The organism is Fictibacillus sp. BK138 (assembly GCF_004216955.1).
In the GTDB taxonomy this organism is placed as follows: Bacteria; Bacillota; Bacilli; order Bacillales; family Fictibacillaceae; genus Fictibacillus.
The window spans coordinates 1-26,092 of the sequence record NZ_SGXL01000007.1; the positions used below are offsets into that span (position 1 = coordinate 1).

The 26,092-nt window shown below is 41.0% G+C and carries 23 protein-coding genes, 2 tRNA genes, 1 rRNA gene and 2 riboswitches; of the genes, 21 read left to right on the forward strand and 5 right to left on the reverse strand.

The window, feature by feature from the left end:
- From rrf to tsaD, 10 genes are all read left to right on the forward strand, one after another.
- Positions 1–76: ribosomal RNA gene (rrf, locus tag EV282_RS20710) — 5S ribosomal RNA — on the forward strand; the annotation flags it as partial.
- A 491-nt stretch (positions 77–567) separates the two neighbouring features.
- Positions 568–1,716, forward strand: a complete 1,149-nt coding sequence (locus EV282_RS19725) for a trans-sulfuration enzyme family protein (RefSeq protein ID WP_130297534.1) — start codon at positions 568–570, stop codon at positions 1,714–1,716.
- A 93-nt stretch (positions 1,717–1,809) separates the two neighbouring features.
- Positions 1,810–3,189, forward strand: a complete 1,380-nt coding sequence (locus EV282_RS19730) for an amino acid permease (RefSeq protein ID WP_130297535.1) — start codon at positions 1,810–1,812, stop codon at positions 3,187–3,189.
- A 129-nt stretch (positions 3,190–3,318) separates the two neighbouring features.
- Positions 3,319–3,395 (forward strand) — tRNA-Met (locus tag EV282_RS19735).
- Between the two features lie 112 nt (positions 3,396–3,507).
- Positions 3,508–3,583, forward strand: a tRNA-Asp gene (locus tag EV282_RS19740).
- Positions 3,584–3,724: 141 nt separating this feature from the next.
- Positions 3,725–4,726 carry a thiamine-phosphate kinase gene (gene thiL / locus EV282_RS19745; RefSeq protein ID WP_130297536.1) on the forward strand — a complete coding sequence of 334 codons (1,002 nt, stop codon included), beginning with the start codon at positions 3,725–3,727 and terminating at the stop codon, positions 4,724–4,726.
- A gap of 8 nt (positions 4,727–4,734) precedes the next feature.
- Positions 4,735–5,190, forward strand: a complete 456-nt coding sequence (gene tsaE, locus EV282_RS19750) for a tRNA (adenosine(37)-N6)-threonylcarbamoyltransferase complex ATPase subunit type 1 TsaE (RefSeq protein WP_130297537.1) — start codon at positions 4,735–4,737, stop codon at positions 5,188–5,190.
- Entirely contained in the window at positions 5,187–5,882 is a 696-nt protein-coding gene (tsaB, locus tag EV282_RS19755; protein WP_130297538.1) for a tRNA (adenosine(37)-N6)-threonylcarbamoyltransferase complex dimerization subunit type 1 TsaB, read from the forward strand. Before tsaE ends, tsaB begins: the two co-directional genes overlap by 4 nt.
- A 9-nt stretch (positions 5,883–5,891) precedes the next feature.
- Positions 5,892–6,341: a ribosomal protein S18-alanine N-acetyltransferase gene (gene rimI, locus EV282_RS19760; RefSeq protein WP_066286269.1), complete on the forward strand. Its 450-nt coding sequence runs from the start codon at positions 5,892–5,894 to the stop codon at positions 6,339–6,341.
- Positions 6,338–7,354, forward strand: a complete 1,017-nt coding sequence (tsaD, locus tag EV282_RS19765; RefSeq protein WP_130297539.1) for a tRNA (adenosine(37)-N6)-threonylcarbamoyltransferase complex transferase subunit TsaD — start codon at positions 6,338–6,340, stop codon at positions 7,352–7,354. Before rimI ends, tsaD begins: the two co-directional genes overlap by 4 nt.
- A gap of 612 nt (positions 7,355–7,966) precedes the next feature.
- On the opposite strand, the gene EV282_RS19770 is transcribed toward tsaD, so the two are convergent.
- Positions 7,967–9,907, reverse strand: a complete 1,941-nt coding sequence (locus EV282_RS19770) for an ABC-F family ATP-binding cassette domain-containing protein (RefSeq protein WP_130297540.1) — start codon at positions 9,905–9,907, stop codon at positions 7,967–7,969.
- A gap of 293 nt (positions 9,908–10,200) precedes the next feature.
- Here EV282_RS19770 and moaC point away from each other — a divergent pair, with 293 nt between their 5' ends.
- The 4 genes from moaC to tatC are packed head-to-tail and all read left to right on the forward strand — an operon-like array spanning position 10,201 to position 12,373.
- Entirely contained in the window at positions 10,201–10,704 is a 504-nt protein-coding gene (moaC, locus tag EV282_RS19775; RefSeq protein ID WP_130297541.1) for a cyclic pyranopterin monophosphate synthase MoaC, read from the forward strand.
- Positions 10,705–10,749: 45 nt separating this feature from the next.
- A complete protein-coding gene (locus EV282_RS19780) occupies positions 10,750–11,385 on the forward strand; it encodes a redox-sensing transcriptional repressor Rex (protein ID WP_130297542.1) in 636 nt (211 codons plus the stop codon).
- A gap of 13 nt (positions 11,386–11,398) precedes the next feature.
- Positions 11,399–11,578, forward strand: coding sequence for a twin-arginine translocase TatA/TatE family subunit (locus EV282_RS19785; protein ID WP_130297543.1), 180 nt, complete (start codon positions 11,399–11,401; stop codon positions 11,576–11,578).
- Positions 11,579–11,590: 12 nt separating this feature from the next.
- Entirely contained in the window at positions 11,591–12,373 is a 783-nt protein-coding gene (tatC, locus tag EV282_RS19790) for a twin-arginine translocase subunit TatC (RefSeq protein ID WP_130297544.1), read from the forward strand.
- 261 nt (positions 12,374–12,634) lie between these two features.
- Here tatC and EV282_RS19795 read toward each other — a convergent pair whose 3' ends face one another.
- Positions 12,635–12,838, reverse strand: coding sequence for a YdiK family protein (locus tag EV282_RS19795; RefSeq protein WP_077365776.1), 204 nt, complete (start codon positions 12,836–12,838; stop codon positions 12,635–12,637).
- Positions 12,835–13,548, reverse strand: coding sequence for a CPBP family intramembrane glutamic endopeptidase (locus EV282_RS19800; RefSeq protein ID WP_130297545.1), 714 nt, complete (start codon positions 13,546–13,548; stop codon positions 12,835–12,837). The genes EV282_RS19795 and EV282_RS19800 overlap by 4 nt, the downstream gene beginning before the upstream one ends.
- Positions 13,549–13,786: 238 nt before the next feature.
- On the opposite strand from EV282_RS19800, the gene groES reads away from it, so the two are divergent.
- Entirely contained in the window at positions 13,787–14,071 is a 285-nt protein-coding gene (gene groES / locus EV282_RS19805; protein ID WP_066242572.1) for a co-chaperone GroES, read from the forward strand.
- A 91-nt stretch (positions 14,072–14,162) separates the two neighbouring features.
- Positions 14,163–15,800, forward strand: a complete 1,638-nt coding sequence (groL, locus tag EV282_RS19810) for a chaperonin GroEL (protein ID WP_130297546.1) — start codon at positions 14,163–14,165, stop codon at positions 15,798–15,800.
- Positions 15,801–15,902: 102 nt separating this feature from the next.
- Here groL and EV282_RS19815 read toward each other — a convergent pair whose 3' ends face one another.
- Both EV282_RS19815 and EV282_RS19820 read right to left on the reverse strand, forming a co-directional pair.
- On the reverse strand, positions 15,903–17,084 hold the full coding sequence (locus EV282_RS19815; protein ID WP_130297547.1) for a DUF4317 domain-containing protein: 1,182 nt from the start codon (positions 17,082–17,084) through the stop codon (positions 15,903–15,905).
- Between the two features lie 219 nt (positions 17,085–17,303).
- A complete protein-coding gene (locus EV282_RS19820; protein WP_130297548.1) occupies positions 17,304–17,828 on the reverse strand; it encodes an ECF transporter S component in 525 nt (174 codons plus the stop codon).
- A gap of 329 nt (positions 17,829–18,157) precedes the next feature.
- On the opposite strand from EV282_RS19820, the gene EV282_RS19825 reads away from it, so the two are divergent.
- The 5 genes from EV282_RS19825 to guaA all read left to right on the forward strand — a co-directional run bounded on the left by EV282_RS19825 (position 18,158) and on the right by guaA (position 25,772).
- A complete protein-coding gene (locus EV282_RS19825) occupies positions 18,158–18,865 on the forward strand; it encodes a hypothetical protein (RefSeq protein ID WP_130297549.1) in 708 nt (235 codons plus the stop codon).
- Positions 18,866–19,520: 655 nt separating this feature from the next.
- Positions 19,521–20,495, forward strand: a complete 975-nt coding sequence (locus tag EV282_RS19830) for an AAA family ATPase (protein WP_130297550.1) — start codon at positions 19,521–19,523, stop codon at positions 20,493–20,495.
- Positions 20,495–21,766: a DUF58 domain-containing protein gene (locus EV282_RS19835; RefSeq protein ID WP_242611960.1), complete on the forward strand. Its 1,272-nt coding sequence runs from the start codon at positions 20,495–20,497 to the stop codon at positions 21,764–21,766. Before EV282_RS19830 ends, EV282_RS19835 begins: the two co-directional genes overlap by 1 nt.
- Positions 21,753–23,945, forward strand: coding sequence for a DUF4129 domain-containing transglutaminase family protein (locus EV282_RS19840; RefSeq protein ID WP_130297552.1), 2,193 nt, complete (start codon positions 21,753–21,755; stop codon positions 23,943–23,945). Before EV282_RS19835 ends, EV282_RS19840 begins: the two co-directional genes overlap by 14 nt.
- Positions 23,946–23,985: 40 nt before the next feature.
- A riboswitch (purine riboswitch) is annotated at positions 23,986–24,087 on the forward strand.
- 155 nt (positions 24,088–24,242) lie between these two features.
- Positions 24,243–25,772, forward strand: a complete 1,530-nt coding sequence (gene guaA, locus EV282_RS19845; RefSeq protein WP_130297570.1) for a glutamine-hydrolyzing GMP synthase — start codon at positions 24,243–24,245, stop codon at positions 25,770–25,772.
- 102 nt (positions 25,773–25,874) lie between these two features.
- Positions 25,875–25,976: riboswitch (purine riboswitch) on the forward strand.
- Positions 25,977–26,092 lie beyond the last annotated feature (116 nt).

A 26,092-nucleotide genomic window follows, 5' to 3' on the forward strand; every position in this document is an offset into this window, starting at 1 on the left:
CGAACACGGAAGTTAAGCTCTTCAGCGCCGATGGTAGTTGGGGGTCTCCCCCTGTTAGAGTAGGACGTCGCTAGGCAATGAGGAAGATGGATGAAAATCCATCTTCTTTTTTTGTATAAAAAAGAAAGAAAAGTACCTGAAACATTAAAGATTAGCTGCTATCTGTAAGATTGCGAGCTGGTTGTTCTAAAACTACTACATATAGAGCTATTTTTGTTATCAATAAAGTGCATGGTGTGACATGGTACAGGAAGTTTGAGCGAACAAGGTATCATTCTGAGCGTAGGTAAGGAATTTTGAGCGTAAAACGACAATTCTGAGCGTAACTTGAAGATTTTGAGCGAAGAAAGGGTACCTTTGAGCGAACGTGTAACAAATAAAAGAACACGTACCGTAAAAGCTTAAAAGCACATACACCAGTCATTTAACATAAAAAGCGACAAACTATTCAACCACTAACACAATCCCCATCACATTAACCGTATCCTCCCCACATAATCAAATATCACTTACTCCGCCTTATTTTATGCTACACTAGGAGATAAAAATAATGGGGAGGCTATATAAATGAAAGACGTTCACTTTGATACATCCACTGTACATGCAAGCGGTCATAACAATGTTAAATCTGTAAGCAAGGTAAAGCCGATCTACCAGACTTCAGCTTTTTCTTTTTCCGATCTGGATGATTTAGAAGATTATTTTCGGGGAAAAAATGACTTTTTATATACAAGAATGAACAATCCGAACCAAGATGACTTTGCACGTGGAGTAGCACAGCTTGAACAAGCTCCAGCAGGTGTTGTTACGTCATCTGGTATTTCAGCAATACTAGTCGGAATTCTATCCGTAGCACAGTCCGGCGATCATATTGTGGCTTGCGATGATTTGTACGGAGGCACTTATCAGCTTCTTTCAGATGACTTGAAGAGTTTCGGAATCGAAACTTCATTTGTCTCTTTTAATGATGTAAATGAGATTGAAAAAAACATCCGACCTAATACAAAACTGCTGTACTCGGAATCCGTTACAAATCCGCTTTTAAGAGTGGAAGATCTCGGCACGCTCGTTGAATTAGCTAAAAAGCATAATTTAACTACGATGATTGATAACACTTTTGCTACACCTTTTGTATTGCAGCCGTACACACAAGGCATTGACCTTGTTGTTCATAGTGCAACCAAATACTTAAATGGACATAGCGATGTAACCGCAGGTGTCGTTGTAGGAAAAGAGGAACTAATCGCAAAAGCGAAGTCTAAAATGGTTCATCTTGGCTGCAACCTCGGACCGTTTGATGCGTGGCTGGCTTCAAGAGGACTAAAAACGTTAAGCGTACGTATGGAGCGTCATGTAGCCAATGCAAAGGCACTAGCAGACGAGTTGAAAGAAACAAAGGGTATTAAGAAAGTGTACTACCCTGAGTTTGTCAGCGAAAAAGGGAACGGGGCTATCGTTACCATCGAACTTGATGACAGCAGTGATGTTCATACGTTTTTTAAATCCCTTGACTGGGTACACATCGTTCCAACATTAGCGGGAGTTGAAACAACTGTTTCCTATCCACTAGGAACCTCTCATCGATCATTGCCAGAAGAAATGTGTGAGACGCTTGGAATCAATAAAAATGTAATCAGAATCTCTGTCGGAATCGAAAATGCAGAGGATATTATTGAAGCCTTCAAAACGGCTGCGCAAAAAGCTTTAGGGCTTTAAACTGTAACATAAAAGAAATTGTTCTCCTTGTCGAATCGTGTTATGATACCTGAGTGAAAGCGCTTCATCAAACACATCAAGGGAGGCATAAAAATGAAGCCGAAACAGGAATTACATCGCGGGCTCGAGGAGAGGCATATTACGCTTATGTCACTTGGGGCTGCTATTGGGGTGGGCTTATTTTTAGGTTCCGCTTCAGCAATTGAGATGGCAGGGCCGGCAATTTTATTTGCATATGCTCTAGGTGGAGCAGTTATGTTTATGATTATGAGAGCTCTGGGGGAAATGGCAATCCATCAGCCGGTAGCAGGCTCTTTTAGCCGATACGCAAGAAATTACATCGGTCCATTAGCTGGTTACTTAACAGGTTGGAACTATTGGTTCTTATGGATTGTAACTTGTATGGCGGAGATTACAGCGGTAGGAATCTACATGAAGATGTGGTATCCAGACATACCAACATGGATCTGGGCATTAGCTGCACTTGTTATTATGGCTAGTATCAACCTTCTTGCGATTAAAGCATATGGTGAGTTTGAATTCTGGTTTGCTTTAATCAAGATAGTAGCGATCGTATTAATGATTGTAACTGGTTTAGGAATGATTATATTTGGTTTTGGTAACGGGGGAGTTGCAACCGGAATCAGCAACCTTTGGGAAAATGGCGGATTTGCTCCAAATGGTGTGAAAGGTATCCTCATGTCGATGCAAATGGTTATGTTCGCCTTCTTAGGTATAGAGATGATCGGTGTAACAGCAGGTGAAGTAAAGAATCCTGAAAAATCGATTGCCAAAGCTGTAAATACTGTATTCTGGCGTATTTTATTATTTTATGTCGGAGCATTGTTCGTTATTATGTCGATCTATCCTTGGGATCAAATTGGCACACAAGGAAGTCCGTTTGTATTAACGTTTGAAAAGATCGGGATTGGACAAGCTGCTGGAATCATTAATTTTGTTGTATTAACAGCTGCATTATCCAGCTGTAACAGTGGAATTTTCAGTACTGGCCGTATGTTGTTCAATCTTGCTGAACAAAGACAGGCTCCTGCAAAACTTCATCGTGTAGGGAAAACAGGAGTGCCATCGACAGCTATTTTAGTTTCAGCTGCAGCATTATTGATCGGTGTAGTACTCAACTATTTGGTTCCTGAAAAAGTTTTTGTCTGGGTAACGAGTATTTCGACGTTTGGAGCGATCTGGACGTGGTCCGTTATTCTTGTCTCACAGTTGAAATTCCGTAAAGGATTGAGTGATGAAGAAAAAGCGGAATTGAAGTTTAAGATGCCATTATATCCTTTTGGATCCTATATAGCACTTGCGATATTAATATTTGTAGTAGGCATCATGGCTTACTTTCCAGATACACGTATTGCGTTAATCGTTGGTCCAGTCTGGCTGATTCTTTTAACAGCGATCTACTACTCAAAAGGTTTCCATAAGAGACCAGAAAACGCGAAAAAAGCAGCATAAACAAAGGGCGCTGGAAAAAAATAAAATTCCAGTGCCCTAATATTTATTTAACACTTGCATCATACTAATAAACGTGTTATATTAATAAATGTCCGAAACAAGTTGTTGAAAAACAACCTTTTATAACGTCGCGGGGTGGAGCAGTCTGGTAGCTCGTCGGGCTCATAACCCGAAGGTCGCAGGTTCAAATCCTGTCCCCGCAACCAATTTTTATTTCATGAACAACGTCGAGATTATTCTTGACCATGAAATATCTAGAGTGCCCATAGGGTGCAACCAATTTAAATTTTTATGAACTACATCAATTACATACAAGCTGGACCCGTGGTGTAGTGGTTAACATGCCTGCCTGTCACGCAGGAGATCGCCGGTTCGACCCCGGTCGGGTCCGCCACTTTTAAAAAACGAAACAAGGTTTCGTGTTTTTTTATGTCTAAAAGTAAGTTAAACTTAAAATATACTACTGATACCTTAGGAGTTCCATCTGATCCTAAGGCTTTTTTATAAACTGATTTAGCCAAAGAGGTGGTTTCCCGTGCTTCAAGATGAATTTGAATGGATAAAAAGCATCACACCGGATTCTTCTTATCAAAAAGAGTTAGTAATGGGGATTGGGGATGACGCCGCACTTTGGTCAGTGAACAAAGAAATGGATCAAGTCGTCTGTGTTGATACGATGGTTGAAGGTGTCCATTTTACGAAAGATACGTTGTCACCCTATCAAGTAGGCTATAAGGCGCTTGCTGTAAACTTAAGTGATTTAGGTGCAATGGGTGCGATTCCACAGTTTTATTTAGTATCTATCGCGATAGCAAAGGACTGGAACACAGAAGAACTTAGCGAAGTTTATAAAGGGATGGCCGTTCTTGCATCAAAGTATAAAACAGACCTCATTGGCGGAGATACCGTTTCGACAAAAGGTCCTCTCGTATTAACCGTTACCGTTATTGGAAAAGTAGAAAAAGGGAAGAGTCTGCTTCGTAAAAATGCGAAGCCAGGTGACTCGGTCTTTTTAACAGGAGTAACGGGAGAATCTGCAGCAGGACTACAGCTCTTATTAAAAAACACGAGACACCATCATTTTAGCAGTGACGAAAAGCAGCTGATCTTACAGCACCAAATGCCGGCTCCTCATATAGAACAGGGGAGAATATTAGCTTCCAGCGGCTTTCGTATCTCTTTAAACGATGTTAGTGACGGTATAGCAAGCGAACTCAATGAAATTGCTGAAGCCAGTCAGGTTGCTCTACATATTGATGAAAATAAAATCCCTGTCAGTCGATTGTTAGCGCGATACCCCAAGAATGAACAGTTGAACTTTCAGCTGTACGGTGGAGAAGATTATGTACTGACTGGGACTGTTAATCAGGATCAGTTCGAGCCATTGAGCAAACTGTTTCAACAGCATTCTTTAAAGATTTTTGAAATCGGGAAAGTTGGAGAAGCTGGTAATGCAGCAGTCTATTTGCATAGAAACGAAAACGAATCACCAGAACAAATTACAAAACAAGGTTTTAATCATTTTCGGGAAAGGTAAGGGAAGTCATGAGTGTTTATCATATTAAAACAAAGTCAGCGGAAGAAACGATGGCTTTTGCTGAAAAACTAGGGTCAGTCCTCGAAAAAGGAGACGTTCTTACACTAGCTGGAGATCTTGGCGCAGGTAAGACCACGTTTACTAAAGGACTTGCTAAAGGTTTAGGTATAACCCGTACCGTGAACTCCCCTACCTTTACCATCATTAAAGAATACAATGGCCGTTTGCCTCTTTATCATATGGATGTGTACAGACTGGAAGACTCTGATGAGGATCTGGGATTTGAAGAGTACTTTTCAGGTGAAGGAGTCTGTGTGGTAGAATGGGCGGTCTTTATAGAAGATTATCTGCCAAAAGAGAGGCTGGAACTCGTCATCTCGCACATTGGCGATGACGAACGAGAGATACGATTAACTCCGCTTGGGGAAAGATACGAAGAACGTGTTAAGGAGATTACGCAATGAAAGTACTGGCAATAGATACATCCAACCTCGTTATGGGGATTGCGGTAATGGATGAAGGAAAAGTGCTTGGTGAATATATTACAAACTTAAAGAAAAATCATTCAATACGCGTGATGCCTGCAATCGAACAGCTCATGAAAGAAACGGGTGTGAGACCTGCTGAACTCGATCGTATCGTTGTGGCTAAAGGACCTGGCTCGTATACAGGTGTGCGGATTGGTGTCACAATCGCAAAAACGCTCGCATGGACGCTGAAAAAAGAACTTGTAGGTATTTCTAGCCTTGAAGTACTCGCACAAAGCGGTAAGTATTTTAATGGTTTCACAGTACCGCTGTTTGATGCAAGACGAACTCAGCTGTTTACAGGTCTTTATGGACAAGCTGAATCAGGTGAATTTGAGAACCTATGCGAAGACCGCATCATTTTATTAAAAGACTGGCTTGAAAAACTGCAGACCACAGATAAGAAAATTCTATTCGTAGGAAACGATCTTCCTCTACATCAGGAAACAATATCTGAGGTGTTAGGAAGTCAGGCTGTATTTGGGCATGTGTCTGATCATAATCCAAGACCTAGTGAGCTAGGACGAATCGGTATGCAGAGGGAACCCGATGAGATCCATTCATTTACTCCAAGCTATCTCCAGCTAGCCGAAGCAGAAGTAAACTGGCTGAAGTCACAGGGCAAGTAGGTGTTTCAGATGGGAGAGGCATATACTTATAGACTTGCTAAAGTAAGTGATATTGATGATATTCTTGGCATCGAACAGTCTTCCTTTACTGTTCCTTGGTCGAGAGAAGCTTTTTACAGAGAAATCGTTGAAAATCAATTTGCGTATTATCTTGTTATTGAAGATCATTTTCAGCCGATTGGCTATTGCGGCATCTGGCTTGTAATGGATGAGGCTCATGTAACAAATATTGCGATTCTTCCTTCTTACAGAGGAAGAAAGCTAGGAGAGCAGCTTATGAAAGAAGCGATGATTCTCGCAAAAAGACATGGTGCAGCAACGATGACGCTGGAAGCACGAGTCAGCAATCATGTTGCTCAAAACTTATATAAAAAGCTTGGATTCGAAGCAGGCGGTATTAGAAAAAACTATTACAGTGATAACGGTGAAGATGCGTTAGTCATGTGGGTGGAACTATGAAAAAAGATGAAATCATATTAGCAATCGAAACAAGCTGTGATGAGACAGCTGTAGCCATTGTAAAAAACGGAACAGAGCTATTGGCGAACATTGTGGCTTCACAGATTGAAAGCCATAAGCGGTTCGGCGGAGTTGTGCCTGAGGTGGCATCACGTCATCATGTGGAACAAATTACGATCGTCATTGATGAAGCGTTAATTAAAGCTGAGCTTGAACCGGTTGATCTAACAGCTGTTGCTGTTACAGAGGGACCGGGATTAGTCGGCGCGCTCTTAATCGGTGTAAACGCAGCAAAAGCCTTTGCGTTCGCACATGGACTGCCTCTTGTACCCGTTCATCATATCGCAGGACATATCTATGCAAACCGGCTGGTAAAAGAAATGACGTTTCCGTTGTTGTCACTGATCGTTTCTGGCGGACATACAGAACTGGTTCTCATGGAGGAACACGGAACATTCAAAGTAATCGGGGAAACAAGAGATGATGCAGCGGGTGAAGCGTACGATAAAGTCGCTCGTACGTTGAACATGCCGTACCCAGGTGGTCCGCATATCGACAAGCTTGCACAAGAGGGAGAACCGAACATTGACCTGCCTAGAGCCTGGCTTGAACCGGAATCACTGGATTTTAGTTTCAGTGGATTAAAATCTGCAGTCATCAACACGGTTCACAATGCAACTCAGCGTGGTGAAGTAATTAAGCCAGAAGACTTAGCGGCGAGCTTCCAGGCAAGCGTTGTGGATGTGCTTGTGGAAAAAACATTTCGTGCGGCTGAACAAAATGGAGTAAAACAAGTTCTTTTAGCAGGTGGTGTAGCCGCAAATAAGGGGCTGCGTAAAGCATTGGAAGAACGATTTAATAACACAGGGTATGATTTAGTCATCCCTCCTTTGCACTTATGCACAGATAATGCAGCGATGATTGCAGCAGCAGGAAGTGTAGCCTATCAAAAGGGGACACGGGCTGATATGGCACTTAACGGAGTTCCTGGCCTGGATCTAGAAGCTCAATAATAGAGAAAAGCTCTTCTCCTGAATGGGGAAGAGCTTTTTTGTCGACTAAAAAGGACTTCGTTCGACATCTTATTGTGGAAAAGTTATACACATGTTTGTGGATAATGTGGACAATGTTTGAAAGAGTTCTACAAATAAGGGTTCGTGTTATACACAAATTACACGATGTATACACAATTTATTGTGGATAAAGTGGATAACCTTAAAATATAGCTTTAAAACCTGTTGTTAGCTTGTGGATAACAAAAAGCTGACAACCTTAAATAGGGTTATCAGCTTTTTTCTCTAAAGTTCATTGGGTTCCTGCTGGAAACTGTTATTTCTACTCTCATGTGCTCGGTTTTTTGAAAACGGTAAAAGAATTACGCTGTTTCTCTGGGCATAAAGGGGTGAACGTCCCTCGTTTTTAGCTACTTTGAGCGAAAAAAGAAGATTTTGAGCGAAACGAAAGGCAGTTTGAGCGAAACTCGAGAATCTTGAGCGTAGCTCGGCTTTTTTGAGCGAAACTCAGTGATTCTGAGCGAACGCGTAATAATTATAAGAACACGTACCGTGAAGTTGACGCTTCGAGCGATGATTATTGAACAAAACTCATTAAAAACCCAGCCTTCATTAAGCGTTCTGCAATTCTTCCCATTCTTCCATAAGAGCTTCCATCTCACTGTTTAATGCATCCAGCTGTGATTGGAATTCTTGTGTCTTCTCGTAATCTTGAAATACTTCTGGTTTGCAAAGTTCACCTTCTGCAAACGCAATTTTGCTCTCAAGTCCCTCAAGAAACTCTTCAATTTCCTCAATACGGCGCTGCCGTTTACGGTCTTGCTTCTTTGCTTCTTTATCGATTGAGTTCTTTACGTTATTTGACTGTACAGCGGACGGCGCGCTTGTAGCACTCTCAGTTTTTTGGCGTTCTGCAATTTCTTCTCGGGCTTTCATTTCGTTCTTTTTTTCTGTGTAGTAATCATAATCCCCAAGATACTCTGTAAGACCATCTGGAGCCAGTTCAACAACTTTCGTCGCGATCCGGTTGATAAAATAACGGTCGTGGGATACGAATAGGATCGTTCCTGGATAATGAATCAATGCTTGTTCCAGTACTTCTTTGCTATCAAGGTCCAAGTGGTTTGTAGGCTCGTCCAATAACAGCAGATTCCCTTTTTCCATCATGAGTTTTGCAAGGGCAAGCCTAGCTTTCTGACCACCGCTTAACTCGTTTACAAGCTTCATCACATCATCACCGCTGAAAAGGAATTGACCCAATATCGAACGGATTTCTTTTTCCGTTTTTTCAGGATAATCGTCCCAAAGTTCATTCAACAGTGTTTTCCTCGAGTGAAGATCTGCTTGTTCCTGATCATAATGTGAAATTTTCAAACCACTGCCATAGCGAATATCTCCCTTTATCAGCGGCAGCTGTTTTCTGATCACTTTTAATAGTGTCGATTTACCGATTCCGTTCGGACCAACGATCGCTATACTATCTTGACGGGTTACAGCCAGATTTACATCTTTAAAAAGTGGAGCTCCATCTTCATATCCGGTACTCACTTCCTCAAGTTTTAGCACATCATTTCCGCTCTGTCTTTCGATATCAAAAGAAAAGGAAGCTGATTTCTCAGATCCAGCAGGACGTTCTTTCAGCTCCATTTTTTCAAGCTGTTTACGGCGGCTCTGTGCACGTTTAGTTGTTGAAGCACGAACAAGGTTGCGCTGAATAAAATCTTCGAGTTTAGCGACTTGGTCTTGCTGTTTCTCGAACTCTTTCATTTCTTGGGCATAACGCTCTGCTTTTTGCTCTAAATAGCTTGAATAGTTTCCGGTAAAGCGGTAGGAACGCTTTCTCGATACTTCATAAACAGTTGTCACGATCTTATCGAGGAAATAGCGGTCATGGGAAACAATCAAAATACCGCCAGGATAACCCTGCAAATATTGCTCAAGCCAAGTTAACGTTTTGATATCCAAGTGGTTTGTAGGCTCATCCAGAATAAGAAGATCTGGCTTTGTTAAAAGAAGCTTCGCAAGAGCAAGCCTTGTTTTCTGTCCGCCGCTCAGCGTGTTGATTCTTGTGTCTCTGTCAAAATCAGCAAACTGAAAGCCATGAAGGACAGTGCGGATCTCAGCTTCATATTGGTAGCCGCCTTCATCTTTAAATTGGACCTGCAGCTCATCATAATCTTTTAAAAGACGTTCATATTCTGCAGCATTTTCCAAAACGGCTGGATCGCCCATACGTGCTTCCATCTCACGCAGCTTTTTCTCTTTTTTTCGAAGAGGTTCAAAGACCGATAGCATTTCATTCCATATGGATTCATCTGAATCAAGGCCAGCATCTTGTGCAAGATAGCCTGTTTTCACATCTTTTGGAATCATGACATGGCCAGAATCGTACGAATATTCCCCAGTAATCACACGAAGAAGGGTAGACTTTCCTGCGCCGTTTCTGCCAACAAGCGCAATACGTTCTCCTGTTTGAACTTCTAACTTTATATTGGATAAAATGACGTCAGCGCCAAAAGACTTAGTGACGTCCTGAACTTGTAATATAATCATTTCGATTCACCTCTATGAAAAAAGGGTGATTATTTATTGGTGGCTTTGTACTAAAGAAGTGCTGCTTGTGAACAAAGCAGTGAGTTTGCTTCATTGACAAGTTGGTTGGAGCGAAAAATCAACTGCTTCCACTAGCCTTTAAATAACAATCATAACCCTATCTACTAGTAGTTTAGCTTAGTTTGGGGATTCACGCCAACAAAGGGAATGTTCAACATTTTGCAATATTTACATGGAAGAATATAACGACAATAAAAGCGGTTTCGTGTATATTCAACTTGAGGAGGGGTTTTATGAAAGAGTTAACCCATTTTAACGAAGAAGGCCGTGCCAGAATGGTGGATATTTCAGAAAAAGAAACATCATACCGAACTGCTATCGCGGTCAGCGGGATAACAGTATCTGAAGAAGTCTTCCTTAAGATTAGAGATAACAAGTTTAAAAAAGGGGACGTTCTCGCAGTTGCTCAAGTTGCTGGCATCATGGCAGCTAAAAAGACATCTGACTGGATTCCGATGTGCCATCCGCTCTCATTAACCGGTGTAGATCTTTCCTTCGAGTGGGACAAAGAAAATAATGATGGATACAAATTAAACATACAAGCTGAAGTAAGAACAAAAGGAAGTACTGGTGTAGAGATGGAAGCACTCACTGCCGCATCTGCTGCAGCTTTGACCGTGTATGATATGTGTAAAGCTGCCGATAAAGGAATGATCATCGGTCCTACATATCTTGTCTCTAAAACAGGCGGAAAGAATGGGGATTTTGTACGCTCATCAAGCCCTGACAAAGTATGATACAATAAGAAAAGATAAGCTTTTCTTAATATGGAGGGCCCATACATGAACCAAGATCAGCTAAAAATACCGCATGCTACAGCGAAAAGGCTGCCATTATATTACCGGTTTCTTAAAAATCTATCTTCCTCAGGCAAGCAAAGGGTATCCTCTGCTGAATTGAGCGAGGCTGTAAAAGTAGATTCTGCTACAATACGAAGAGATTTTTCGTATTTCGGAGCGTTAGGGAAAAAGGGTTATGGCTACAATGTTAACTACTTGCTCTCATTCTTCAGCAAAACTCTTAATCAGGATGAAACAACAACGGTTGGTTTGATCGGAGTAGGTAATTTAGGAACTGCTTTTTTGCATTACAATTTTACAAAAAATAATAATACAAAAATAGAAGTCGCATTCGACGTAGACGAATCCAAAATAGGTACTGAGATTGCAGGGGTACCTATCTATCATACAAATGATATTGAAAGCGAACTGCAGAACCGGGGAATTGACGTTGCCATTCTTACTGTGCCTGTTGGTGCAGCACAGCCGATTGCAGATCAGCTGGAAAGAGCGGGAGTAAAGGGGATCTTGAATTTTACACCAGCACGATTAACCGTATCTTCAGAAATTCGCGTACACCATATCGATTTAGCCGTAGAATTGCAGTCACTTGTTTATTTCATGAAAAATTACTCTTAAAGGAGGAAGTACAATGTTAGGACCAGGAAGTATCGCAATAATTGGATTGGCAGCTTTAGTGATGTTTGGACCAAAGAAACTGCCTGAATTAGGTAAAGCAGCAGGTAAGACACTCCGCGAGTTCAAGAATGCAACAAAAGGCATTATGGACGATGATGATAACAAAAAAGAAAGCGAAGAACCGAAGAAGTAAGGATGTTTTTCTATGACCTCTGAAAAAAGCATGACGTTATACGACCACGTTGGTGAGTTAAGAAAGCGCATCATGTGGTCTCTAATAGCTTTCTTTGTATTTCTTATCGTTGGATTTTTCTTAGCTAAGCATGTGATCGTGTATTTGCAAAGTGATCCAATCGCTAAAGATATTCAGATGAACGCATTTCATTTAACAGACCCATTGAATGTCTATATGACATTCGCATTCTTTATCGGCTGTGTATTAGCAGCTCCTGTAGTTTTATATCAGCTCTGGGCGTTTATAAGTCCGGGTCTTTACGAAAATGAACGAAAAGTAACACTGATGTATATCCCGATAGCCTTTTTGCTTTTCTTGACGGGGTTAGCATTTTCGTACTTTATTCTCTTTCCCTTTGTCGTCAGTTTTATGGGCAATGTTGCGACGGCACTTAGTGTTGAAGGAGAATACGGAATTCAGGAATATTTCTCATTTCTTTTTAACATCACATTGCCGTTTGGATTGCTGTTTCAGTTTCCGGTACTGATCATGTTCCTAACTCGATTGGGAATTGTGACACCAGACTTTTTAAAGAGAATCAGGAAAGTCGCTTACTTTGGGATTCTAGTTATAGCCGGTTTGATTACTCCGCCAGAACTAATGTCTCACTTAATGGTTACTTTTCCTTTAATTCTTCTTTATGAGATCAGCATCATCATATCCAGAACCGCATACAAAAAACGGATGAAAGCCGAAGTTGAAGCTCTTGTGAAAGAGAAGGAAGCTGAAGTTGAATCTGCATATAACGAATAAGAGGGTGCCCGAAGCGGGAACCCTCTTTTTGTGTATTTTTTAGGGAGTTCTGGATTTTACGGTACGTGTTCTTATAATTATTACACGTTCACGCAGAAAAGGTGGACTTTCACGCAAAGGAGAGCTTGTTTCACGCAAAACAACGACTTTTCCACTCAAACGAAGCTTCGTTTCACGCAGAACACCTCCAGTTCCACGCAGTAAGCGCTTAATTACTATCTAAAAAAGAAAAAAACTGCCCCCGAAAGGGCAGTTTAGTATCTATTTCTTTCGTTTTCTTTTCAAGTGGTTATTCAATGCGAAATATCTGATGGCATTCGCGAAATCGAATGTTGCGACAACCATTGTGATGATCGTCCAGAAGCTTGTCATTCCGTACTCACTAGCATAATGGACCGCTAAGTACGTAAAGACGACTCCGATTCCTAAATATAAAAAGGCCATAAACAAAGGTGATGTCTTCATAGCAGTCCTCCAAAAATCAATTGCGCTGTTTCTAGCTGTTGCTCCATTTCCTTGATCTTATCGGCAAGGAAAATCTGGACAATTAATACGAGTGTATTCATTGCGACGTGTGCTGCGATCGGTACGATAAGTCTTTTCGTACGAACGTACAGAAATGCAAAGGTAAAGCCCATTGCTGTATAAATTAAGAGATGTTTAAAGTCTGCATGAACAGCAGCAAAAATAAGAGAACTGATCAAAGCAGAAATAAAGAAATTAAATCGTTTATGAAACGATCCAAAAATGATCTTTCGGAAGATAATCTCTTCTAAAATAGGACCGACAATAGCTGTGACAACCATAAAGTATTGAACGTCTTTTACGATCTCAACAAGCTTTTCGGTGTTTTCAGAACCCGGCTGGATTCCAAATACGTTTATTTCGATGAGGCTGGCAATGATTTGAGCGGCATACGCCATAAAAATACCGATGATCGACCACATGACCGCAGAACCTTTGGACACCCGTTCGGCATCACGGTGTCGGTTTTTCATCTCAGGAATCAGCATGTAAAGGATAATGAATAGGGCGGCTACAAAACTTATTGTGCCCCACATTCCGAACAATTGGTTTTCGGGAACACCGAGTTCATTTAATAGAGGAATTCCGAGATATCCCGAGAATTGCATTAGTATGTATATAAAGATGATCCACCAGTATTTTTTCTTCAAATTAAGTTCTCCTTTAATTCCTCACCTGAATACTATTGCTTAGTACTACTCTATATATGCTAACCCATTTTAACATAGAATAGGCATGGCTCGCGAGGATATCGAATTTGAGAACTTTTTCATATTTCCTGCTTGCAAAGTTTTAAAGTTTTATTTATTATTAGAAATGGAGTTAGCACTCACCAACAAAGAGTGCTAATAAGAAAATTTTTTTAACTATTTAAGGAGGGTGTTTCACTTGTTAAAGCCATTAGGTGACCGTATTATTATTGAGCTTGTAGAAGGTGAAGAAAAAACTGCAAGCGGCATTGTATTGCCAGATTCAGCAAAAGAAAAGCCTCAAGAAGGAAAAGTTGTTGCTGTAGGTACGGGCCGTGTAACGGATAACGGCGAGCGTATCTCTTTAGAAGTTTCAGAAGGAAACACAATTATTTTCTCTAAATACGCTGGTACAGAAGTGAAGTACCAAGGCAAAGAATACTTGATTCTTCGTGAATCTGACGTTTTAGCGATCGTAGGCTAATCTCAGAGAATGGAAGCTTCAATGTGTTGAAGCTACATAAATAAAAGCAATGTAAGTCACTAACTTTTAAAAATAATGGGAGGGTTTTTACATGGCTAAAGACATTAAATTTAGTGAAGACGCACGCCGCTCAATGCTTCGTGGTGTTGATGCACTAGCGAACGCTGTAAAAGTAACACTTGGACCAAAAGGACGCAACGTTGTGCTTGAGAAGAAATTCGGTTCTCCTCTAATCACAAACGACGGTGTTACAATCGCAAAAGAAATCGAACTTGAAGATGCATTCGAAAACATGGGTGCTAAGCTTGTAGCTGAAGTTGCGAGCAAAACGAACGACGTAGCAGGGGACGGAACAACAACTGCAACAGTTCTTGCTCAAGCGATGATCCGTGAAGGATTGAAGAACGTAACAAGTGGTGCAAACCCAATGGTACTTCGTAAAGGGATTGAAAAAGCAACAGCTGCTGCAGTAGCGGAGCTTAAAGCGATTTCTAAGCCGATCGAAGGAAAAGAATCTATCGCACAAGTTGCATCTATCTCTGCAGCTGACGATGAAGTAGGTCAATTGATTGCTGAAGCGATGGAGCGCGTTGGAAACGACGGCGTAATTACGATCGAAGAATCTAAAGGATTCACAACTGAGCTTGAAGTGGTTGAAGGTATGCAGTTTGACCGTGGATATGCATCTCCATACATGGTTACAAACTCTGACAAGATGGAAGCAGAGCTTGAGAACCCGTACATCCTTATCACAGATAAGAAGATTACGAACATTCAAGAAATCCTTCCAGTTCTTGAACAAGTGGTACAACAAGGAAAATCTCTATTGTTGATCGCTGAAGACGTTGAAGGTGAAGCACTTGCTACATTAGTAGTTAACAAGCTTCGCGGAACATTCAATGCAGTAGCTGTTAAAGCTCCTGGATTCGGTGACCGCCGTAAAGCAATGCTAGAAGACATCGCAGTACTAACTGGCGGTGAAGTAATCACTGAAGAGTTAGGTCTTGACCTTAAGACTGCTAACATCACGCAACTTGGAACAGCTTCTAAAGTTGTTGTAACAAAAGAAAACACAACAATCGTTGAAGGTGCTGGCGAGTCTGACAAGATTGCAGCTCGTGTTAACCAAATCAAAGCTCAGCTTGAAGAAACAACTTCTGAGTTCGATAAAGAAAAATTACAAGAGCGCCTAGCAAAATTAGCTGGTGGAGTAGCAGTAATCAAAGTTGGTGCAGCTACTGAAACTGAGTTAAAAGAGCGCAAACTTCGTATCGAAGACGCACTAAACTCAACGCGTGCAGCAGTGGAAGAGGGTATCGTATCCGGTGGTGGTACAGCTCTAGTTAACGTACTAAGCGCAATTTCAAAAGTTGAAGCTTCTGGCGACGAATTAACAGGTATCAAGCTTGTACTTCGTGCACTTGAAGAGCCAGTTCGTCAAATTGCACACAACGCAGGTCTTGAAGGATCTGTTGTCGTTGAGCGCTTGAAGAACGAAGAAATCGGAGTTGGATTTAACGCAGCAACTGGCGAGTGGGTAAACATGTTTGAATCCGGAATCGTTGACCCAACAAAAGTTACACGTTCAGCTCTACAAAACGCAGCATCCGTATCTGCAATGTTCCTAACTACAGAAGCAGTAATCGCGGATAAGCCAGAAGAAAACGCTGGCGGCGGAATGCCTGACATGTCCGGCATGGGCATGGGTGGAATGGGCGGCATGATGTAATTTGCCCCTCAACCCTTGATATATAAGGGTTTGTATAAAAAAAAGAAGCTTCTCACAAGTTGACCAAACTTGTGAGAAGCTTTTTTCTATCTGATATTTAGTTTATTTCTCTACCTTCTCTCCAAAAGCCTCTGGAATCATCGTAAACCCTTCAATAACCGTATCTTCTTCCACTTCAATCATGAGATAACGTTTACCGCTAAGCTGGACTTGTTTAACGAATCTTAAATCCTGTGGGCTAATCGAAATGTTAGCTACCTTTGTATTGATTTTAATAGATTTTGAATTATACTTTGGCAACACGCTGCTTGCTTTGAACTCGTATTTGTTATCATCAATCACTTTTTGGAAGGCGGTTTCTACTTTTTCCGGACTCACATCTTCAACACCGCTTGCCATTAACACACGTTCAACATCCTTGGAGTCTAATCTAGGAAGTTCTTCTTCTTCATTTTCCTCGATCATTCGGTTGATCTCTTCATACACATTGGAGAGAGTGGATGTATTTAACTGATCTCCAGTAACGTCTTTAATGATTTCTTCAAAAACGATTTTATCGTCTTTTGCCGTCATGATATCTTCACCATTTAATACTTGCTCAATGAAATCATAATCGGGCTCATGGACTTTGCCTGCTGAATAGAGAATATGGTTCACATCGGCTGCATTATCACTGAAACAAGGGAAGAGAAACCCTCCGATCGGTGCATGCAGGTTGATGATAGGATCGACGACAAAACTGTACTTGAATTCTTTTTCAACATAGTCAAAGAGCAACTCTTTTTTCGGTTCTTGTGTATTGTTTATGCTGCAGAGAATAAAGGGAAAGGAGTAGACGGCATCTCGTTCACTTATTTCAGCCTCATCATTTTTCCGCTTTGTCGGCTTATAGTATTCTCCCTTAATAAAGGTGATCACAATATCCTTTTCATATTGGCGATCTAAAAGCATTTTGCCTACCATTTGGAGCATTCGCTCTTTCCAGTCTTCTACATCACTGCTCAGCATCCCTTGATGCAAAATGAGCTGGCTGTTATTTTCGGCATTCTTTTGAAACTTTAACTCAAAAAGCTTTTCATCTAGATTTCCGCCTAGTAATTTCTTAAAGTTATTCAGAAACAGCTCCTGTTGCTCGGCGTCCAGCATCTCGAAAGGCTGACTCACGTGATGATAGATATCACTGGATTCCTTTGTAATATAGACGTTAAAAATAGTTGAGATTTTCAGTAGATCATTATCTTTTTTAAATTGCTTTCGGATCTGTGCTATATCTTTTTTATTCATAATTAAAACACTCCTAAGTTGCTCAGATATGTAAATATGGAGGAGAAAAATCTTAACATTTTTCAAGTAGTATTTATTTTAACATCTGAAAGTAGTTATGTGTGATTTTCAATTTACTGCACATTTAATTGAACTGGCAGAAGACACTAAAAAACCCCATAAAGCAGACTTTTCTCAAAGTACTGCTCTATAGGGGATTTGCTAGTTAACAACTATTAACTATAAAACTCTTTTCTTAATACGCGCTACAAGCGGTACTACAACAAGTCCAGCAAAAACAACCTGCAACACGTTTCCTGGAATTGATCCGAATGGTGCGATCCAGTTACCGTAAAGGACTACTTCAGCAAAGTAGTAGCCAACAATTTTAATAAGCAGGGCAGCAATAACGGCTATTGAATATACAACCGCTCTTTTCCCTGGTACCTTCTCACCTATAAGACCAGCAACATATCCCATTGCACCAACGATGATAAAGGTAAACGGAGCCCAAATCGTCCAGCCGGAAATTAGATCAAACAGTCCCATTCCAAAGGCACCTGCAATCGCTCCTGTTCTTCTCCCAAAAACGAATGCAGCTATAAAAAGGGGAACGTTGCCTAGGTGAATTAGTCCGCCGTTGCCTGCTATTGGCAGCTTAAGGTTGATGAACATCGTAGCTACAAGGGTTAATGCTACGAAAAGTGCATTAATGACTAATGCTTGTGTTTTATTCGTTGCTCTTGATGATATAGTTGTATTCACAAAAAAACCTCTTTCGTATTTATTATTATGTTTCGTATTTTCAGATTTTAAAAGGGAAGACCCTGTCAATTCATTATATCTTTCTCTCACGCCTAAGAAAATAGCTATTTTATGGATAAAGGAAACTGAAATGAAAAGATCGTATCACATTAAAAAGGAAAGGCAGTTTACTAAATAATTAGATAAATTTTGGAACCAAGCACAAAACAAGGTTTATTTCTTCGAATGCCTATTATAGGCAAATTATTAGCTTCTTTAGGTTCGTATCGCTGGGCGATATAACTTATAATAGATGTAAATACAATAATAATGAGAAAAGGAGGTCCGATATGAGACGTGATATACAACCTAATGAACGTGCATATTCTTCAAAGGAAGTAGCAGAAGAAGTAGGAATTGCAACTCCAACTGTCCGAAAGTATGGGCAGATTTTAGAGCGGAACGGATATGAATTCTTGAAAGACGGCGACAGGCGTATTTTTGTCCAATCTGATATTGGAGCACTTATAGCGCTGCGCGATACATCCAATTCATTAGACGATACAGCAAAAGACCTCGTGCAGCAACAAAAAGAAAGATTAGATGAATCTAATGCAACAGACGTAGCGATACCCGATATATACGAAAATTTGCCCCAAGACCCTAATCAGATTAAAGAAGTCTTAATAATGTTAGCCAACGAGCTTGCAGCGGCACGTGAAATGAATGTACAACTGACTAACGATATGTCCCAGCTTAAGGTATCAGTTTCCAGGCTGCAGCAAGATCATCATGTTATAGGCTCTGCTGTTGGAAATGCAGCACAGAAAACGAATGCTAAAATTGAAAAGTTAACGGAACAGCAGAAAAATCATTACGAAGCACTATTAGAACAAGAGAAAGAAAAAAGCGAACTGTTGCAACAAGAACTACAAAAGCTTCGGGAAGAACAAACAAGAGAATGGCGTTTACAAAATGATTTTAATAAACGGCTAGAAGAAGCGATACAAAAGCCTAAACATAAATCGGGTGGATTCTTTTCCTTATTCAGAAAATAAATTAACAAATGGATTGTATTTTGTATCGCAAGGCGATATAGAGTGTATGTTAATAGTATAAGGAATCTCTTTATTGCCACTTATAGCGATGTGCGATATGAATCATAAATCTTGGATATTAATATCTGATACATATAAGACGTACACCTTACCACAAACGCTAATTCTCCAATTTCCCGAGAAATATCTACAATTTCTGCGCTGATATCCGACACTAATAAATTCATTCCTTTTATATAAAAAAGTAGAACAGGATAACGATTGAAAATAAATTAGAGGTTTTCCAGGAGTTAAACAACTCATGAGGAAGCTTCTTTTTATTGCCTTTAAAAATTTCATATACGCGATATAAAAGCGGAGTTTTGTCGAAAATCGCGTATTTTTAAAATAACGTGCGATTCCAAGTCGCTAACGTGCGAATAATTCGTTTAATGTGCGATTTTCATAAATAACGTGCGATTATGCCATTTTTACGCCTTCTGATGATAAACTGCTTCTCCACTACGAGTACAATCCCTCACTTTCTCAAATCAACATCTCGAAATTTCTCTTTTTTTGTAAATAAAACAAGGAATATACATTCTCCAATGCGAAATTAATAGGAAGGAATAAATTAATCTAATAGAGAGACAGAAATGTTAGAGGGGAGTCTTACATGAGCGCTAGAGTCGAAAATTCATTTGAATATCATCCACAACTAAGAGATGTCATAAAAAATGTTGAGAAAGTAATGGTAGGTAAAAAACAAGTCACAGAATTAACGCTTGTATCTTTGTTGGCTGGGGGACACGTATTGTTGGAAGACGTGCCTGGTGTGGGTAAAACGATGATGGTACGATCCATCGCCAAATCCCTTGGTTTAACGTTCAATCGTATTCAGTTTACACCTGATTTATTACCGTCCGATATGACGGGGGTTTCTATATATAATCAGAAAGACATGAGTTTTGAATTCAGACCGGGTCCGTTAGTCGGAAACGTTATTTTAGCCGATGAAATCAACCGGACATCTCCTAAAACACAGTCTGCGTTATTGGAGTCGATGGAAGAGATGAGCATGACGGTTGATGGGCAAACCCACATCCTGCCTGATCCTTTTTTAGTAATGGCAACACAAAACCCGATCGAGTACGAAGGAACATATCCGCTTCCTGAAGCACAGCTGGATCGTTTCTTAATGAAACTCACTATGGGCTACCCAACGCCGGAAGAAGAGTTCAACGTTCTTAACGTGATCGGAAACGAACACCCGATTCACTTATTGAAGCCGGCGATCTCAGCTGAAGAGATTGCTGAACTGAAAACGGCAGTGAGAAATATTTATGTATCTGACTCTGTGAAACGCTATATTGTTGATCTTGTCAACCGTACGCGTAACCACAAGTCCATTGCACTAGGAGTAAGTCCTCGTGGATCGCTTTCCCTTTTGAAAGCCGTACAAGCTTATGCACTGTTAATGAACCGTGATTTTGTAATCCCTGATGATGTAAAATATCTGGCGCCGTTTGTACTCGTGCATCGCGTGCTATTAAAGCCTGAAGCCCGATTTGAAGGTGTAACTGCCGAAGAGGTAATCAAGGATCTATTAAACCGTGTTCCTGCACCTATTCATAAGGAACAGCATGCGTGATGAAGGCATTTTTCAAAAAAAATTGGGAGCGTTATAAAACACCGATCGGGTTTTCAGGGATCATATTTTTACTGCTCGTAACGTTTTCTTTTGCTATGTTTCAAGGCGGATTCGTAAGCTGGTTTTTGTTCTACAGCGTTCTTCCGCTCGTTTTATATTCCGTTGCGATGGCGTTCTATCCCATTCATCGGCTGAAGATTGAACGTATTATTTCAAAAGAAAAATTGATGGCCGGAGAAGAAGTGGAAATTACGATCCTGGTGACGCGCCGCAGTAACTTTCCTCTTTTTTACGTTGTATTAGAGGACGTGCTGCCGGAAGCACTGCTTCGTGAAACCCGCTATGAAGGAAACACTCATCAGATTCAATCCCGTATCTTAATGTTTCCTTTGTTCCGAAAACGCCTCGAATATTCGTACACGATTAACCCTGCACCACGTGGGTTGTTCAAATTTGATCAGGTCATGGTAAAGACCGGTGACATATTCGGTTTTGTATTAAAAAGTACGAGTGTATCGGTGAAGGATCAAATTTTTGTTTACCCGCAGTATCAGGATATTGAACGCTGGGAAAATGGGAAGATGCTTCAAACCGGTATGAAAAAAGTGGGAAAACGCTCATTTACAGATTACACTTCTACTGTAAGTGTGCGTGACTATGTGGCTGGTGACAGGATGAACTGGCTGCATTGGAAGGCGAGTGCAAGGTCCAATAAGCTGCTCACAAAAGTGTTCGAGCAGCAGCGGAACGATGATTTTGTAATTGTTCTGGATCATTGTGAAAAAAGCTATGGTGCGAACGATTGGCTTTTCGAACGGGGAGTTTCTCTTGCAGCGTCACTTGTTCATTTTTCAATCTCAAAAGGCGGTTCCATCGGCTATCATCCTTTTAAAGGAAAAGAGATTCCGATGAACATTGGGGTTGAGCAGGAATGGCGCATCTTTCATGAGTTGGCTAAAGTGAAGGCAGAGATTAAAGAACCTTTCGAAGAACGCTTGAAACAGGAATACATGATTGGTCATATGGAAGGGAAGACAGCTCTGATCATCTCTCCTAACTTGACTGAATATACGATGAAAACACTGGAACTTATCGCTTCCAGGCAGCAAACGAATGTTATTTTCTTTTTCCTGGCTTTGGAGTCTAAGCTGAATAGCCAGGAGCTGACGTATATGAACCGTATTAGGCAATGCGGCGTTCCGGTGACACCGATCATCGGCTCTGACTTTAATGAATCACTGAAGGCAGGTGGCATGTATGCAACAATCTAAACAACAGCCTTCATCCCTGCATACACTCGTGCTTTACGGTTTAGGGTTCCTTTTGTTATGGGAATGGCTCAGACCGTTAAAGGATATAACGACCACTGATGATATTAATATTTTTGTGATGTATACGATGTTCTTATTCATCGTGACGTATTTTCAGCTTCCATTCTGGATCTCATTTCCGGTAAAGCTGGGAGCTCTGCTGTACGCATTACATTCTCTTTATTTCTTTGATGTATTTCTATCATTCAAGTGGGTTCCGTACTTGATCGATGACATCAGTTATAACTTAACGTTATTTTCAGATCAGAACTGGAATGAAATGACCTCGCTCAGCCGTTCTTTGCTGTTCTTCATCTTATTATGGCTAGTGAGCTATCTGATGCATTATTGGTTGATTCAAACGAGGCGCATCTTCTTATTCTTTTTAATTACGATTATCTACATTTCCATTCTTGATACGTTTACGGTTTACGATGCAAAACTGGCGATCATACGAACTGTATTCATCGGACTCCTGCTGATAGGTATCTTAAGAATGATGAAGATCATTGAAACAGAAGGATTTTCATTATTAAAAGGGAAGTTTCCTGTTCTATGGGTTGCTCCTCTTTCAGGGGTGATCGCGCTGTCATCTGTATTGGGGTATGTAGCTCCGAAAGCTTCGCCAATATGGCCTGACCCGGTTCCGTTCATTCAGAACATGTCTGGAAAAGAAGACATTGGCGAAGGTGGAAAAGGAAAGGGTATAGCGAAAATCGGTTATGGCGAAAATGACAGCCAGCTTGGCGGTCCGTTCGAATTTGACTATACACCTATTTTTAAAACATACGATAACGCGAGACATTATTGGAGAATTGAAACGAAAGAGTTCTACACGGGAAAAGGATGGGAAAACAAGATTCCGACGACTGCTGTACCCGTCGATGCAAATCAGCCTTCCGCTCAGACAGATTATACTAAAGTCTGGGAAGAAGGACTTGAAATGGAAAACAAAACAGCCAGAATTGATGCGGAAAAAGGGAAAGAATATCCGTTTCTTATGATTCCTGGAAAGCTGACGAAAATCGATGCTGATCCTGACACGACTTATCAGCTAGATGGGGTAAAAGGGAAGATCTCAACATTTCAAAACGGTGGAGAAGTTAGGCTGTCCTCTTATGGTATGAACTATCAGCTTCCTGTATTAAAAGAAGCTCAGCTTAAAGAATCAACGAATTCTTACCCGCAGTATGTGACGGAAAATTACTTGCAGCTCCCGGAAACATTGCCGAAGAGAGTAAAGGATTTGGCCACTGAGATAACAGCAGATCAGCCAACGATCTATGACAAGGTAAAGACCGTGGAAGGATACTTTGCGAAAGAAGCGTATGGTTATAACACGATAGAAGTGGCGGTACCTGAAGATGACGAAGATTATGTGGATCAATTTCTCTTTGAAACTAGAAAAGGTTATTGTGATAACTTCTCAACTTCGATGATCGTTATGCTGAGATCGATCGGAATCCCTGCACGATGGGTAAAAGGGTTTACTCCGGGTACTTTTGAAGGTATGAAAGATGACGGTATTCGCGAATATACGGTAACAAATGCAAACGCACACTCATGGGTAGAAGTGTACTTTTCAGGCATCGGATGGGTGCCGTTTGAACCGACACGCGGCTTCGATAATCCGTTTCAGCCAGAAGAAGATAAGAAGGAATCAACACCAGCTGCAGCTGTTCCTGATCAGCCGGACAAACCTGAAAAAGATATGAGCGATGAAAGATCTGCTTCATCTGACGAAACAAGTTTTGCGTCCATTTTAAAAACAGCGGGCTATGCAGCGGCGGGATTGATTGTAATACTATTAATCGTTGCAGGACTGGCGTTTTTGTTCCGCAGAAAATGGCTTCGTCAATATACGATCTGGCGATATAAACGAAAACAAGGTTCCGAAACGTTTGAAGAAGCGTTCGAACGACTTCTTTGGTTGCTAAAAGTATACGGCATTAGAAGACAGCCTGCATTTACGCTTAGAGAATACGCACTCTACGTCGACCGAGCACTGGATACAAAAGACATGAGAATTTTAGCGAAAGCGTATGAAGGTGTCCAATTCAGTCCGAAAAAGCAGACAGATCTATGGAGCGATTTCCATCGTGAATTGTGGGAAAATTTAATTAAAAGAATCCGCCCTTGACCGCTATAGAAGGCATTGTTATTATGTCTTTAAGATTATAGCGTCAGATTATATTCTCCTTCGTATATCCTCGATAATAAGGTTCGAGAGTCTCTACCGGGTTGCCATTAACAACCTGACTATGAAGGCAGGGTTCTTTATAGCTATTTAAGGAATTCTGCCTTTGTTTTTTATGTAGAAAACAAGGGTGGAATTCTTTTTGTTTTACAGTTTATAAAGTAAGGCAAGCTGACGGATACTATAGCTGACATTAATAGATGGGGTGAGTACATGCACGAAACGAATGACTTGCACGTAATGAGCGAAATGATCGTTGTGTTGGATTTCGGCGGACAGTACAATCAGCTGATTGCACGCCGTATCCGTGACTTAGGAGTATACAGCGAGCTTCATCCGCATACAACAACTGCGGAAGATATAAAAAAGATGAATCCAAAGGGAATCATTTTCTCTGGAGGACCAAACTCTGTTTATGCAGAAGGTTCACCGGCTTGTGATGAAGCGATTTTTGACCTGGGCATCCCTGTGCTTGGTATCTGCTACGGTATGCAGCTGATGAGCCATCATTTTGGCGGAAAAGTTGAGCGTGCAAGCCATCGCGAATACGGAAAAGCTCAGATTACCGTTACAAATACAAACAAACTTTATGAAAACCTTCCTGAGCAGCAAGTCGTATGGATGAGCCATAGTGACCTTGTTGTTGCGCCGCCCGAAGGTTTTGTTACAGATGCAACAAGCTTGTCTTGTCCTGTAGCGGCAATGAGCGATGTTTCTCGCCAGCTATACGGCGTTCAGTTCCATCCGGAAGTACGCCACTCAGAATACGGAATCGAGTTCTTGGACAACTTCGTGAAATCTGTGTGTGGCTGTGAAGGCAACTGGACGATGGAAAACTGGATCGAAGATGAAGTTCAGAAGATCCGTGAAGTCGTAGGAGATAAAAAAGTAATCTGTGCGATGTCAGGCGGAGTAGATTCTTCAGTAGTAGCTGTGCTTGTTCATAAAGCAATCGGTGATCAGCTGACATGTATCTTCGTCGATCATGGACTTCTTCGTAAAGATGAAGCAGACCAAGTTATGAAAACATTCAGTGAAGGCTTTAACATCAACATCATCAAGGTTGATGCGAAAGAACGTTTCTTGAGCAAACTTGAAGGCGTTTCTGATCCTGAGAAAAAACGTAAGATCATCGGTAACGAATTCATCTACGTATTTGATGAAGAAGCATCAAACCTTCAAGGCATCGAGTTCCTTGCTCAAGGTACGCTTTACACTGATATCGTAGAGAGCGGTACTGCAACCGCTCAAACGATCAAGTCTCACCATAACGTTGGCGGGCTTCCTGAAGATATGCAGTTCAAGCTGATCGAACCTCTTAACACACTTTTCAAAGACGAAGTGCGAAAAGTAGGTACAGAGCTTGGTATTCCTGAACATATCGTTTGGCGTCAGCCTTTCCCAGGACCGGGTCTTGGAATTCGTGTACTTGGAGCGATTACAGAAGAGAAGCTTGAGATCGTTCGTGAATCAGACGCCATTCTTCGCGAAGAAATTTTGAATGCTGGATTAGATCGTGATGTGTGGCAGTATTTCACGGTGTTGCCTGATATCCGAAGTGTTGGGGTAATGGGAGATGCACGTACGTACGATTACACGATCGGCATCCGTGCCGTAACATCAATCGACGGAATGACATCTGACTGGGCACGTATCCCGTTTGATGTATTAGAAAAAATCTCTACACGTATCGTAAACGAAGTGGATCACATCAACCGTGTCGTTTATGATATTACGTCTAAACCACCGGCAACGATCGAGTGGGAATAGGGTTAAAAAAGTAAAAGACGAACGATTATAGCAAAATAACATATAATTATTCGGAAAAGTGCTTGACGAACGACAAAGTTCGACCTATACTCAAGATGTAAATAAAATTAAATGAAATTCCTACGTATAATATCGGGGATATGGCCCGAAAGTTTCTACCAGACTGCCGTAAATGGTCTGACTACGGAGGATTATTGAAAAAGTGGATGTGTCAATTTTTATGGCATATGTACGGTTTTCTTTAACCTTTTCGTATTCAGACCCAAGGGCTTAGTCCCTTGGGTCTTTTGTTTTTTATAGCGTAGGCGTGTATAGGGGGA

What these genes read in the sequence shown, in the direction of transcription:
- groL (WP_130297546.1), top strand. Translation starts at nt 14,163, where the DNA reads ATGGCTAAAGACATTAAATTTAGTGAAGACGCACGCCGCTCAATGCTT.
- EV282_RS19730 (WP_130297535.1), top strand. Translation starts at nt 1,810, where the DNA reads ATGAAGCCGAAACAGGAATTACATCGCGGGCTCGAGGAGAGGCATATT.
- tsaD (WP_130297539.1), top strand. Translation starts at nt 6,338, where the DNA reads ATGAAAAAAGATGAAATCATATTAGCAATCGAAACAAGCTGTGATGAG.
- moaC (WP_130297541.1), top strand. Translation starts at nt 10,201, where the DNA reads ATGAAAGAGTTAACCCATTTTAACGAAGAAGGCCGTGCCAGAATGGTG.
- EV282_RS19830 (WP_130297550.1), top strand. Translation starts at nt 19,521, where the DNA reads ATGAGCGCTAGAGTCGAAAATTCATTTGAATATCATCCACAACTAAGA.
- EV282_RS19840 (WP_130297552.1), top strand. Translation starts at nt 21,753, where the DNA reads ATGCAACAATCTAAACAACAGCCTTCATCCCTGCATACACTCGTGCTT.
- EV282_RS19770 (WP_130297540.1), bottom strand. Translation starts at nt 9,907, where the DNA reads ATGATTATATTACAAGTTCAGGACGTCACTAAGTCTTTTGGCGCTGAC.
- EV282_RS19835 (WP_242611960.1), top strand. Translation starts at nt 20,495, where the DNA reads ATGAAGGCATTTTTCAAAAAAAATTGGGAGCGTTATAAAACACCGATC.
- EV282_RS19785 (WP_130297543.1), top strand. Translation starts at nt 11,399, where the DNA reads ATGTTAGGACCAGGAAGTATCGCAATAATTGGATTGGCAGCTTTAGTG.
- tsaE (WP_130297537.1), top strand. Translation starts at nt 4,735, where the DNA reads ATGAGTGTTTATCATATTAAAACAAAGTCAGCGGAAGAAACGATGGCT.
- EV282_RS19825 (WP_130297549.1), top strand. Translation starts at nt 18,158, where the DNA reads ATGAGACGTGATATACAACCTAATGAACGTGCATATTCTTCAAAGGAA.
- tsaB (WP_130297538.1), top strand. Translation starts at nt 5,187, where the DNA reads ATGAAAGTACTGGCAATAGATACATCCAACCTCGTTATGGGGATTGCG.
- rimI (WP_066286269.1), top strand. Translation starts at nt 5,892, where the DNA reads ATGGGAGAGGCATATACTTATAGACTTGCTAAAGTAAGTGATATTGAT.
- EV282_RS19795 (WP_077365776.1), bottom strand. Translation starts at nt 12,838, where the DNA reads ATGAAGACATCACCTTTGTTTATGGCCTTTTTATATTTAGGAATCGGA.
- EV282_RS19780 (WP_130297542.1), top strand. Translation starts at nt 10,750, where the DNA reads ATGAACCAAGATCAGCTAAAAATACCGCATGCTACAGCGAAAAGGCTG.
- guaA (WP_130297570.1), top strand. Translation starts at nt 24,243, where the DNA reads ATGAGCGAAATGATCGTTGTGTTGGATTTCGGCGGACAGTACAATCAG.
- EV282_RS19815 (WP_130297547.1), bottom strand. Translation starts at nt 17,084, where the DNA reads ATGAATAAAAAAGATATAGCACAGATCCGAAAGCAATTTAAAAAAGAT.
- EV282_RS19725 (WP_130297534.1), top strand. Translation starts at nt 568, where the DNA reads ATGAAAGACGTTCACTTTGATACATCCACTGTACATGCAAGCGGTCAT.
- tatC (WP_130297544.1), top strand. Translation starts at nt 11,591, where the DNA reads ATGACCTCTGAAAAAAGCATGACGTTATACGACCACGTTGGTGAGTTA.